This window comes from Mycolicibacter acidiphilus (assembly GCF_018455725.1).
Classification (GTDB): Bacteria; Actinomycetota; Actinomycetes; order Mycobacteriales; family Mycobacteriaceae; genus Mycobacterium; species Mycobacterium acidiphilum.
Genome location: NZ_JAHCLR010000004.1, coordinates 152,397 through 164,085 on the forward strand (window position 1 = coordinate 152,397; position 11,689 = coordinate 164,085).

General features: G+C 68.9%; 9 protein-coding genes and 1 pseudogene. 6 read left to right on the forward strand and 4 right to left on the reverse strand.

Features of this window, described 5'->3' with window-relative positions; genetic code table 11:
- The first annotated feature begins 252 nt into the window (after nt 1-252).
- Both bfr and KIH27_RS03910 read left to right on the forward strand, forming a co-directional pair.
- Nucleotides 253-732 carry a bacterioferritin gene (gene bfr / locus KIH27_RS03905; RefSeq protein WP_214091607.1) on the forward strand — a complete coding sequence of 160 codons (480 nt, stop codon included), beginning with the start codon at nt 253-255 and terminating at the stop codon, nt 730-732.
- A 205-nt stretch (nt 733-937) separates the two neighbouring features.
- Nucleotides 938-2,704 carry a CocE/NonD family hydrolase gene (locus KIH27_RS03910; RefSeq protein WP_250149548.1) on the forward strand — a complete coding sequence of 589 codons (1,767 nt, stop codon included), beginning with the start codon at nt 938-940 and terminating at the stop codon, nt 2,702-2,704.
- Between the two features lie 7 nt (nt 2,705-2,711).
- On the opposite strand, the pseudogene KIH27_RS03915 reads toward KIH27_RS03910, so the two are convergent.
- Both KIH27_RS03915 and KIH27_RS03920 read right to left on the reverse strand, forming a co-directional pair.
- A pseudogene (locus tag KIH27_RS03915) lies at nt 2,712-3,240 on the reverse strand (SRPBCC family protein).
- 35 nt (nt 3,241-3,275) lie between these two features.
- Nucleotides 3,276-4,271, reverse strand: coding sequence for an esterase family protein (locus tag KIH27_RS03920; protein WP_214091610.1), 996 nt, complete (start codon nt 4,269-4,271; stop codon nt 3,276-3,278).
- A gap of 384 nt (nt 4,272-4,655) precedes the next feature.
- Between KIH27_RS03920 and KIH27_RS03925 the strand changes: the two genes are divergently transcribed.
- Entirely contained in the window at nt 4,656-5,792 is a 1,137-nt protein-coding gene (locus KIH27_RS03925) for a DUF7159 family protein (protein ID WP_443677223.1), read from the forward strand.
- Nucleotides 5,793-5,808: 16 nt separating this feature from the next.
- Here KIH27_RS03925 and KIH27_RS03930 read toward each other — a convergent pair whose 3' ends face one another.
- On the reverse strand, nt 5,809-6,378 hold the full coding sequence (locus KIH27_RS03930) for a YceI family protein (protein ID WP_214091612.1): 570 nt from the start codon (nt 6,376-6,378) through the stop codon (nt 5,809-5,811).
- 128 nt (nt 6,379-6,506) lie between these two features.
- Between KIH27_RS03930 and KIH27_RS03935 the strand changes: the two genes are divergently transcribed.
- Entirely contained in the window at nt 6,507-6,926 is a 420-nt protein-coding gene (locus tag KIH27_RS03935; protein WP_214091613.1) for a hypothetical protein, read from the forward strand.
- Nucleotides 6,927-6,942: 16 nt separating this feature from the next.
- On the opposite strand, the gene KIH27_RS03940 is transcribed toward KIH27_RS03935, so the two are convergent.
- The gene (locus tag KIH27_RS03940; protein WP_214091614.1) at nt 6,943-8,754 is read right to left on the reverse strand and encodes a molybdopterin-dependent oxidoreductase; all 1,812 of its coding nucleotides are present in this window, start codon (nt 8,752-8,754) and stop codon (nt 6,943-6,945) included.
- Between the two features lie 425 nt (nt 8,755-9,179).
- Between KIH27_RS03940 and KIH27_RS03945 the strand changes: the two genes are divergently transcribed.
- Both KIH27_RS03945 and gnd read left to right on the forward strand, forming a co-directional pair.
- Nucleotides 9,180-10,574, forward strand: a complete 1,395-nt coding sequence (locus KIH27_RS03945; protein WP_214091615.1) for a glucose-6-phosphate dehydrogenase — start codon at nt 9,180-9,182, stop codon at nt 10,572-10,574.
- Nucleotides 10,575-10,598: 24 nt separating this feature from the next.
- Complete coding sequence (gnd, locus tag KIH27_RS03950; protein WP_214091616.1) at nt 10,599-11,618, forward strand: phosphogluconate dehydrogenase (NAD(+)-dependent, decarboxylating); 1,020 nt, start codon at nt 10,599-10,601, stop codon at nt 11,616-11,618.
- Nucleotides 11,619-11,689 lie beyond the last annotated feature (71 nt).

Sequence of the window (11,689 nt, forward strand, 5' to 3'; positions counted from 1 at the left end):
CTGCGGTTCCACGACACTCGGCCGAACAACTTTCGTATTAGTGGAGTCTAACCTAAGTTAGGATGTACTGACAGAGGCTCCGGGTGTGACGAACACCGCTGACGGTCGAGGCGACGCGACGTGCGCCGTCGTCAAATGCTGTGCGCGCATCGCGTCGTGGACTAGATTGAAATATGTGTGGTGGGACACACCGCCACCCAGTTCCTGTATCGCAGTCCGCCGTGTACGACCTTGACCAACCGAGGAGCGATCATGCAGGGTGATCCCGATGTTCTGCGCCTGCTCAACGAGCAGCTGACCAGCGAACTCACCGCCATCAACCAGTACTTCCTGCACTCGAAGATGCAGGCGAACTGGGGTTTCACCGAACTGGCGTCGCACACCCGCGAGGAATCCTTCGAGGAGATGCGGCACGCCGAAGTGATCACCGACCGGATCCTGCTGCTCAACGGACTCCCGAACTATCAGCGGATCGGGTCGCTGCGGATCGGTCAGACGCTGCGCGAGCAGTTCGAAAGCGACCTCGCCATCGAGGTCGACGTGCTCAACCGGCTCAAGCCCGGCATCGTCATGTGCCGGGAGAAGCAGGACAGCACCACCGCGAAACTGCTGGAGACCATCCTGGTCGACGAGGAATCGCACATCGACTACCTGCAGACCCAGCTGGAGTTGATGGACAAGCTCGGCGAGGCCCTCTACCTGGCGCAGTGCGTCGCCCGCCCGCCGGCGTGACCGGCGTCGGCGCCGGCGGCCGGCGCTGATGCGCACAGCGCGATGGGCGCTGGCGGCCACCGGCGCGGCGGTTGCGGCGGCCGCGGCGGGACGCATCGCCACCGTGCGGCGATCCCGGCGCGGCAGCCCGTCGCCGTTCACCCCGGATTGGACCCCGGGGCCGGCGAGCTACGGGGTCGGCGTCCGGCGCAACGTCGCGGTGCCGATGCCCGACGGCGTCACACTGCGCGCCGACATCCATTACCCGACCGTGCCGTCGACCGGGCTGCCCGCCGACGGGCCGTTCCCGGTGCTGCTGTCGATGACGCCGTACGGCAAGCTGGCCCCGCCGCCGGCCGCCCAGATCGGCGGCGGTCCCACCCCGTACCTGATCAAACGCGGCTACATCGAGGTGATGGTCGACGTCCGCGGCACCGGGGCGTCCGGCGGCTCATTCGAGATGTTCGGGCCCGACCAGGCCTCCGACGGGGTGGAACTGGTCCGGTGGGCGTCGACGCTGCCGAACGCCAGCGGCCGAGTCGGCATGTTCGGCATCTCCTACCTGGCGATCAACCAGCTGTTCACCGCCGCCGCGGTCGGTGCGGACTCGCCGCTGAAGGCGATCTTCCCGGTGATGGCCGCCAACGACTTCTACCGGGACGCCGCCGCGATGGGCGGCGCACCGCATCTGCCGACCGTGCAGGGCTACGGCGCGCTGTACACGATGCTCAACGTGATCAATCCGACGCTGGAATTCCTCACGCCGGGCGATCATCCGCGGCCCCGCGCCGGCGGGATCGCCGCGGTCCGACAGCGCGGCCGGGACCAGCGCGACTACTTCGGTCCGCTGGTCTCCGACGCGCGCAGCGGCGGCGACACCGCCTACGACGGCCCGTTCTGGGATGCTCTGCGGCCGGAGTTGGTGCTGGGCGACATCGCCGCCAACGGGGTCGCGGTGTTCCTGGTGGGCGGCTGGCACGACGCCTTCCAGCGCGGCGCTCCGCTGAACTACGTGGCGCTGCAGAACGCCTGCGCCGGACTGCCTCTCGACGCCCCGATGCCGGCGGGAGAACCGCTGTCGGACCGGATCCGGCTGCTGATGGGGCCGTGGTATCACGTCTCCGACTTCGGCGGCCTGAACATGCAGCAGGTGCAGCTGCGCTGGTTCGACCGCTGGCTCAAGGACGCGTCGACCGCGGCGATGTCGGGTCCGCCGTTCACCTTCCAGGCCATCGGCAGTGACCGCTGGTTCCACACCGGCAGGTACCCGCTGGCCGCGGCGGCACCCACCCGGCTCTACCTCGGTGAGTCGGGGCGGCTGACGTCCGAACCCGCCGCACGGCAGAGTCTGGCGACGCTGCCCTACCGGGCCCGCGGGCCGGTGTCGGGCCGCAGCATGGAGCAGTGGACGCTGGGCATGAACAGCTTCATCGCCGGACAGGTCGGCCGTCCGACCCGCTACGACCAGGACAACACCCGGCTGCAGCGCGGATCTGCGCTGTCCTACAGCACCGAGCGGTTCACGTCACCCACGCTGGTGGCCGGGCCAATCACGCTGAGCCTGCAGGCGATCGCGAACACCACCGAGACGCTCTGGGTGGCACACCTCGACGACGTCAGCCCGGAGGGCGTCAGCCGTCCGTTGACGCAGGGAGCGCTGCTCGGCTCGCATCGGGCACTGGACCCGGACCGCACCTGGTACCTGCCGGACGGGACGGTGCTGCGGCCCCACCACATCAGCACCCGGGCCGCGGCGCAGCCCGTCGTACCGGGGGAGTTGACCCGCTACGACATCGAGGTCTTCCCGACGGCCGCGGTGATCGGTCCCGGCCACCGGCTGCGGCTGACGGTGACCACCTACGACTTCCCGCACCTGGTGCCGCCCGCGCCGGCCCGGCAGGCGCTGGCCGGGGGCAGCTATCACGTGCAGCAGGGGGGAGCGGAACCGTCGTTCCTGGTCATCCCGCTGGCCGACCCGGACGCCTTGGACTAGTCGGGGCCTAACCGGATTCGGCCACCGCCCGGATGCGCTCCAGGGTGCGCCGCATGTCGCGGATGTTGCTGCGCTGCCGCAGGAAACCGCCGAACAGCCAGTAGTAGACGGTGGTGAGCACCGAGTCGGCCAGCCGGAACGACTCGGTCACGTCGGTGCCTCCCGCTCCGTCAGCGGCCGGCTGCAGCCGGTAGTGCCAATGGTTCGCCGCCCGGTCGCCGATCAGCACCACGAAGCCGAACTCCCGGCCCGGGTCGCACTCGGTGACCCGGCACGTCGTCCAATACACCGGGCCGATCCCGTTGCGGCGCACATGCCCGCGGAACAGCGCCCCCACCGCCGGTCCGTCGGCGCCGTCGAGCCATTCGGCTTCGAAGGTCTCCGGTGAGTACCGCCCGATGTTGCGGACGTCCGCGATCAGCTCCCAGATCCGCTGTGCCGGAGCCGCCATGTGGACCGTCGCCGAACCCTGCATGGATTCGATCCAAGCACGCGCCGCCGGTGCGCGCCGAAAAAAACTGCGCCCCACCCGAGATCGGGTGGGGCGCAGTGCTGCCGTCGCAGGAGAGGATCAGCCCTCGCCGCCGCCGCCGGCGCTGGCACCCAGGTGGCTCTGCAGGTCAGGCTTCATCGCCTGCAGCTGCTGACCCCAGTACTCCCAGGAGTGCGTGCCGTAGTCCGGGAAGTTGAACACCGCGTTGTGGCCACCGGCCGCGATGTAGAGCTCCTGGAACTTCTTGTTCTGGCCGATCATGAAGTTGCCCTCGAGGAACGTGGCGGGGATGTTGTCGCCGCCCAGCTCGTTCGGGTGGCCGTTGCCGCAGTACACCCAGAGCCGGGTGTTGTTGGCGACCAGCTTGTCGACGTTGACGGTCGGGTCGTTGCGCTGCCATGCCGGGTCACTGTCCGGACCCCACATGTCTTCCTTCTTGTAGCCGCCGGCGTCACCCATCGCCAGGCCGATCCAGCTCTGCCCGGCGGAGGGGTTGATGTAGCCCGACAGCGAACCCGCGTAGGTGAACATGTTCGGGTGGTAGATCGCCAGGGTCAGCGCCGACGAACCGGCCATCGACAGGCCGACCGCCGCGTTGCTGCTGCGGCTCACGCCGTACTCCGAGGCGAGGAACGCCGGCAGCTCGCTGGTGATGAAGGTTTCCCACTTGTAGGTCGAGCAGCCCGCCTTGCCGCAGGCCGGCTTGTACCAGTCGCTGTAGAAGCTGGACTGGCCGCCGACGGGCATGACGACCGAGATGCCGGACTGGTAGTACCACTCGAACGCCGGCGTGTTGATGTCCCAGCCGTTGTAGTCGTCCTGGGCGCGCATGCCGTCGAGCAGGTACAGGCCGGGGGAGCCGGAGCCGCCGCTCTGGAACTGGACCTTGATGTCGCGGCCCATACCGGCCGACGGCACCTCGAGGTACTCGACCGGCAGGCCGGGACGCGAGAATGCCGATGCGGTAGCCTCACTGCCGGTCATGCCGATCAGGCCCGGGAGTGCTGCAGCCGCGACTGCGCCGACCGCCAGCCGGCGTGCCCAACCACGCATCCTCTTGGTCACGTCTGTCATACTTGCCCCTTGTCGTGTCATGCGGAACGCTCCGGAAATGTTCCAAAGGTAGTCAATGCATCGGTCATGACGCAAAAACGTCGTCCATATGTGTGGCGGCTATCACATGCCGTCTCGTGCCGTAGTGGCCGTTCCTGGTGAGTCTGTGGCCGTCTCGGGTATCGGACTCCCGCAAGAGCATACCCGAAGTTTTGTCGGCACCGGGCTAGGCGGCGCCGCGGAACCCGCGTAGGCTCGCCTCCGGTAAGTCGACACGACCATACTCTCCCGAACTGCCCCGGTCCGCTCCGGTTCCCGCTACCGCCCCGATGATGTGGTGGCGACGACGGCGTGAAGCGGAAGAATCGCAGGTCAGGATGATTGGGGAACGCGATCTTGGATACGGTGCTGGGGCTGTCGTTGACATCGACGACGATCGGCTGGGCCCTGGTCGACGGGCGGGCCGATGCCGCGGTGTCCGGCGACGAGTTCGCCGTATCGGGTAGCGGTGGCGCGTCGGATGCGCTCAGTGTCTCCGCGGTGACGACCGCGGCGATCGGCGTGGTCGCACGGGTGCAGATGATGCTCGCGGCGCGCGGGGAGCGGTTGCACGGAATCGGCGTCACCTGGAGCAGTGGCGCGGCGGCCGCGGCGGCACTGCTGCTGGAGTCGCTGGCCGACGGCGCTGTCGAGAATGTGGCGCCGGTGCGGTTCAGCCAGGCGGTCGAATCGCTGGCGGAGACCGTCGACCCGGTCGCCGGGGCGACGGGCGCCGCGGTCTGCGTCCTCGAATCGGCGTCGGCGACGCTGGTGGTGTTCGGCTCGGACAATGAGGTGACGATCGCCGAGGCGGCGATCGGCGGGCTCGGCGACGTGTCGAGCTGGCTGGCCGGCCTGCTGGGGCGGGGCGGCCCGCGCCCGGAGGTGCTGGTGCTGGCCGGTTCGGATCGGCGCGGCCTGGACAAGCTCGGCCGGCGACTGGAGAGCCAGTTCTCGATACCGGTTTTCGTGCAGGCCGGGGCGCAGTCGGCGCTGGCCCGGGGCGCGGCGCTGGCGCTGGCCCCGCACGCGGCGTCGTTCGGTGTGCCGTGGGGTGCGCCGCCGCCGCTCGACGCTTCCCCGGCGTCGTCGATGTCGCTGTCCTATGCGGGTGCGCTGATGATGCTGACCGGTGGCGCAGCGACGTTCGTGGTGTCGCTGTCGGCGGCCCTGAGCATGCAGCTCGGACCCACGAAGGTCGAACCGCAACCCGCGCATGTGTCGGTGGTGCGGATGGCTTCGCCCGCCGCGCCGGCGCCGGTGAAGGCCCCGCCGCCGGCCGACGCGCCGCCGCCGCCGGCCGACGCGCCACCGCCAGCGGAGGCGCCGCCGCCGGTTGAGGCAGCGCCCGCCGCCGACCTGCCCGACTCGCCGACGGAGGCCGGGACGCTGTGGGAGCCCCCCGTCCAGAACCCGCAGCCGGTCATCGGGCCGCCACCGGGCGGCAAGCCCTCGTTGCTGGATCGGGTCAAGCAGCACGTTCCGCGGCTGCCCGGGCACTGAGCGGGCAGCCGCGCGGTTACCGCGGGGCAGGTTCCTTCGGGCGGTCGACGCACAGCGACACCGTCACCTCGTCGGCGACCCACATCGACCCCATCAGCATCGAGTAGGGCTTGACGGCGTGATCGGAGTGCCGCACCACGGCGTCGCAGCGCACCCGCCAGGCGTCGCCGAGATCCTGCACCCGCACGTCGACCGTCTGCGGGTGGGTGCGGCCGTGCAGATCCAGGATGCCGCTCAATCGGTGATGGTCCCCGGCTTCGTCGACGGATTCGACTGTGTCGCACGTGAACTCGATCCGCGGATGACGGGATCCGGCCAGGCAGTTCAGCGCGTTCACCCGGATCAACGCCTTCTCCGGCCCGGACAGCGGCGTCAATCCGCCCTCACCGCGCAGCACCGTGAACGAGTCCACGTCGGCGCTGAGCCGCACCGCGGCCGGCCGGCCGTCCGCCCAGGACACCGTCGCCTGCCAGGAGGTCAGGGCGATCGTCAGCCGGTGGCCCATCCGGGCGGCCCGGCCGGCGACGCCGGTGCCGAGCAGCAGGTCGCCGTCGGAGGTATCGAAGTTCCAGTTGGGCTCTGCCACCAGCGCGACTCTAGCGGCCCGGACCGCACGGCTTTCGCCGGATTCAAGCCGACCGCGCGAGCGCACCGGTTAGGCTTCGACCCGGGGCCGGTCTCGCGGTCCGGACCGAGAGGACCCGAGGGCGAAGAATGATTCGTGAACTAGTGGCCACCGCGTTCGCTGCCGGCGCCATGGGTGCCGCCGTCGTCGTGGCACCGGCGGCCGGGGCGTATCCGGGCGACGTGCCGGGGATGGCGGAAGGTCAGCGGCAGGGCGACGCCTGCTACAGCTGGGAGCGCTTCATCTACGGCCACGGCCCGAACGGTCAGGCGCTGGCCTGCCACTTCATCGCCAACCAGTGGCCGCCGAAGGACACCGGGTTCTGGCAGATCTCCTACCCGCTGTACGGGGTGCAGGATATCGGTTCGCCGTGCCCGGGACCGCAGTCGTCGGCGCAGTCGAACGACGGCCTGCCGCTGCTGTGCCTGGGGGCGCGGGGCTGGCAGCCCGGCATCTACACCGGCGGCATCGGATCGTACTTCCCGCCGGGGATCGCCCAGGTCGGCTGAGCGCCGACCGGAACGGTCAGATCGGCATCCGGTAGCCGAAGAACTCGTAGTCCTCGTGGGCTCCGCCGTACCCGAGTCCGAGGTGCTCGAAGCTCTCCACGAACTCGATCCCCTCGATCCACTTGACCTGTTTGAAGCCGATCTCGCGTTCGTTGCGCAACCGCAGCGGCGCACCGTGGGTCACGTTCAGCGGTTCGTCGTTCATCTCGTAGGCCAGCAGACACGTCGGCGCGTTCATGTGCGCGATCGGATGGCAGTCGTAGTACCGGCCCTCCTCGGGGTCGGCCCCGGCGTCGGCCATCGAGTAGAACACCACCCAGCGCGCCGACGGCAGCGGTCGGACCAGATCGAGGATGTCCGACATTCGAACGCCACCCCACTTGGCCACCCCCGACCAACCTTGGATGCAGTAGTGCTGGGTGATCTGATCGTGTTTCGGCATTGCCAGGATGTCCTTGTAGGACAAGGTGATCGGATTCTCCACCAGACCTTGGATGCGCAGCGACCAGTCCGCCCAGCCGCCGGCCCGCAACTGTTCGTAGCGCTCCGACGTCGGAACCCGCCCGTTCGGCCAGAAGTACGGTGAGATGTCGTCCTCGGAGTAGGTGGCCTTGGGCTGCGCCCATTCCATGAACCACTTGATCCAGCCGACCGTCCACCGGCCGACGATCTGCACCACCCGCGGGTAGCGGATCGTCAGCGGCGACGCGATCAGCCACAGCACGCCGATGACCGCCATCACCGCGGCGTACACCGCCAGCGCCCAGTAGGAGTGGGTGTTGGTCCCGAGCACGATGTGGTTCAGGTTCCCGACGAAGCCGGTGATGAACACCATCGTGGTGTGCACGGCGATGAAGAACACCATCCACAGCAGCACGGTGAAGTGGACGGTGCGGGCGACCTGCCGGTTGAAGACCCCGGCGCCGAAGCCGAACCGGGCCGCGATCGCCGGCGCCTGCAGCAGTCCGGTGATGAACGCCAGCGGTGCGAACACGAACACCGTGGCGAAGTAGCAGATGATCTGCATGCCGTTGTAGTTGGTGAAACCCTCGTTGGCCCCGAAGTCCAGTGACGCGTACTGGACGGCGGTGGACAGCGCGTTCGGGAACACGTCCCAGGACTGCGGCACCAGGCGGCGCCACTGCCCGGACGCGAACAGCAGCACATAGAAGACCAGTCCGTTGACCAGCCACAGCAGGTCGAAACTGAAATGCCACCACCGGGCCAGCCCGATCGAATGCCGAAAGCCGGGAATCCCGAACCACTTCGGCAGGGCCACCGAGTCGTCCTTGGCCGTCCACACCCGCGCGGCATCGGACTGGTCGAGTCGGTCGGCCGGGATCGGGTCGCGCATCCGCAACCACGCGGTTCCGGGCTGGCAGCCGGAATTCAGGTACAGCCGCGGATGATCGGACAGGATCTGAATCCCGGCCCGCATCAAGAACATCATGAACACGATGTTGAACAGGTGCTGCCAGCGCAGCCAGGCCGGAAATCCCGAGGTGACGGCCGGTGCGTAGCTTGCCGAGGTGCCCGGATAGGTGTCGATGAACGTCTTCATCCAGTCGTACTGCCGCAACTGCTGGGCCAGCGCTACCGCGAACACCACCGTGACCAGGCCGATCGGGATCAGCCACAGCGTGCTGTACCAGCGTCGGCCGATCCGCACGTCCGGCACGCGCGCCCTGGTCTGCGGTATGCCGCCCGCCCAGGTGTCGACGTCGATGTGGTGATCGAGCACCCGCAGCCGTTCGCCGTGTCCGAGCAGCGATGCCAGTGGCGAACCCGCACCCGTGTCGTCGTCACGTGATTGATCGTCAGTCGCCATCCGCGCCCCCTGAGGTTTGGCCCTGAACTTTCGCGCCGACGCTACGACCCGTCACTGGCATACCGCTGTGTATCCGCACGGCCCGTCCGGCGGCCCGAATCCGCTGCGCGCACCGGCGACGGACACCGGCGCGGCACAGCGTGCGCAGGTCGCGGTCGACGGTCGTGTGTCGCAACGTGGTTGACACCGTTCCGGTTAGCCCCGGGTGGTTGCGCCGGTGGAATCCCGCTCCGGCGAATCGACCGCACCGCATCGTGGCGGCACCGTAGGATTTGCTGTGAAGTCGGGCCTTGCCGCGATCTGGCCGGTTGAGTGGTCAGGGCCGGTGGCGCCGGTGTTTGTCGACTCCGAGCGCCAGTTTCAGGGTGTAGCGTGACCGCCCCAAGGGGCGAGCCGGCCCTGAATGTATCTGGGGAGGTGCGCATTTGACCGACGGCGATGGCCGTACCGCGGATCAATTGGTGATCTTCGGCATCACCGGGGATCTGGCCCGCAAGATGACGTTCCGGGCGCTGTACCGCCTGGAACGCCGCGCTCTGCTGAACTGCCCGATCCTGGGGGTGGCCAGCGACGACATCACCGTCGAGGCGCTGATCGAGCGGGCCCGCGACGCGATCGGCGAACACGAGCAGATCGACGCGGCGGTGTTCGACCGCCTCGCCGGCCGGCTGTCCTACCTGCACGGCGACGTCACCGACGCGGCGCTGTACCGGGCACTCGCCGAGCAGATCGGCACCGACCGTTCCACCCTGTTCTACCTGGAGATGCCCCCGTCGCTGTTCGCGCCCATCGTGGAGAACCTGGGTCAGGCGGGTCTGCTGACCCGGTCCCGGGTGGCCATCGAGAAGCCGTTCGGCTACGACCTCGCCTCGGCCCGCGAACTCAACGGCCGACTGCGGGCGGTACTCGACGAGGACCAGATCCTGCGGGTCGATCACTTCCTGGGCAAGCAGCCCGTGCTGGAACTGGAGTATCTGCGGTTCGCGAACACGACGCTGGCCGAACTGTGGGATCGGCGCAGCATCGCCGAAATCCACATCACGATGGCCGAGAACTTCGGGGTCGAGGACCGCGGGAAGTTCTACGACGCGGTGGGAGCCCTGCGCGACGTGGTGCAGAACCACCTGCTGCAGGTGCTGGCGCTGGTCGCGATGGAACCGCCGGTCGGCCCCGGCGCCGACGACCTCAACGACAAGAAGGCCGAGGTGTTCCGGGCGATGTCCGCCCTGGATCCGAAGCACTACGTGCGCGGCCAGTACCGGGGATACGCCGACGTCGCCGGGGTCGCCGCCGGTTCGCAGACCGAGACGTTCGTCGCGATGCGGATGGAGATCGAGAACTGGCGCTGGGCCGGGGTGCCGATCTTCCTGCGCGCCGGCAAGGCGCTGCCCGAGCGGGTGACCGAGGTCCGACTGTTCACCCACCGCGTTCCGGCGCTGGGGTTCATGCCGCAGCGGGAACACGCCGACCGCAACCAGATCGTGCTGCGCATCGACCCCGATCCGGGGATGCGGCTGCAACTGGTGGCGCAGGGCGGCGACTCCTGGCAGAACGTCCATCTGGACTCCTCGTTCGCGCAGGATCTGGGGGAGCCGGTGCTGCCCTACGAGAACCTGCTGCACGCCGGGCTGATCGGTGACCGCCAGTTGTTCGCCCGGGAGGACGCCATCGAGGAGACGTGGCGGATCGTCCAACCGCTGCTGGACACCCCGGGCGAGGTGCACCCGTACGAACCCGGATCGTGGGGACCGGCGGCCGTGGAAGAGTTGGTGCGCGGCCGGCGGAGTTGGCAGCAGCCGTGGCTGCCGGACCGGGCATGAGTAATCGACGATGAAGGAGTGGATATGCAACTGGGGATGATCGGCCTGGGCCGGATGGGCGCCAACCTCGTTCGGCGGCTGACCAACGACGGGCACGAATGCGTGGTGTACGACCACAGCCCCGACGCCGTCACGGCGATGGCCGGTGAGGCGAACACCACCGGGGTGTCCTCGCTGGCGGAGATGGCCGAGAAGCTGGCCGGGCCGCGAGTGGTGTGGGTGATGGTGCCGGCCGGCAAGATCACCACCGGTGTCATCGAGGAACTGGCCGCGACGCTGTCCAAAGGGGACATCGTGATCGACGGCGGCAACTCCTACTACCGCGACGACATCGCACACGCGAAGCTGCTGGCCGAGAAGGGAATCCACCTGCTGGACTGCGGCACCAGCGGCGGGGTGTGGGGCAGGGAGCGCGGCTACTGCCTGATGATCGGCGGCGACGACGCTGCCTTCGCGCACGCCGAGCCGATCTTCGCCACCATCGCGCCGGGGGTGGACAGCGCGCCGCGGACCGAGGGGCGCGACGGCGCCGTCGCGCAGCCCGAGCAGGGCTATCTGCACTGCGGGCCGTCCGGGGCCGGGCACTTCGTCAAGATGGTGCACAACGGGATCGAGTACGGGATGATGGCCTCGCTCGCCGAGGGCCTGAACATCCTGCGGCACGCCAACATCGGCAAGCAGGACCAGACCGGTGACGCCGAGACCGCACCACTGACCTACCCGGAGTTCTACCAGTACGACCTCGACATCGCCGACGTCGCCGAGGTGTGGCGACGCGGCAGTGTGATCGGCTCCTGGTTGCTGGACCTGACCGCACTCGCCCTGCACAAGTCGCCGGATCTCGCCGAGTTCGCCGGCCGGGTCTCCGATTCCGGCGAGGGGCGGTGGACGTCGATCGCCGCGATCGACGAGGGAGTGCCGGCGCCGGTGCTGACAACCGCCCTGCAATCGCGGTTCGCCTCACGCGATCTCGACGACTTCGCCAACAAGGCGCTGTCGGCGATGCGCAAGCAGTTCGGCGGGCACGACGAGAAAAAGGGCTGACCGACCCTGAGCCGCCCCGGGCGGCCGGACCGGCGCTCGCCGGATTCCGGCCGCCCGCGGTCGTGACGTGC

What these genes read in the sequence shown, in the direction of transcription:
- KIH27_RS03910 (WP_250149548.1), top strand. Translation starts at nt 938, where the DNA reads ATGCCCGACGGCGTCACACTGCGCGCCGACATCCATTACCCGACCGTG.
- gnd (WP_214091616.1), top strand. Translation starts at nt 10,599, where the DNA reads ATGCAACTGGGGATGATCGGCCTGGGCCGGATGGGCGCCAACCTCGTT.
- KIH27_RS03935 (WP_214091613.1), top strand. Translation starts at nt 6,507, where the DNA reads ATGATTCGTGAACTAGTGGCCACCGCGTTCGCTGCCGGCGCCATGGGT.
- KIH27_RS03940 (WP_214091614.1), bottom strand. Translation starts at nt 8,754, where the DNA reads ATGGCGACTGACGATCAATCACGTGACGACGACACGGGTGCGGGTTCG.
- bfr (WP_214091607.1), top strand. Translation starts at nt 253, where the DNA reads ATGCAGGGTGATCCCGATGTTCTGCGCCTGCTCAACGAGCAGCTGACC.
- KIH27_RS03920 (WP_214091610.1), bottom strand. Translation starts at nt 4,271, where the DNA reads ATGACAGACGTGACCAAGAGGATGCGTGGTTGGGCACGCCGGCTGGCG.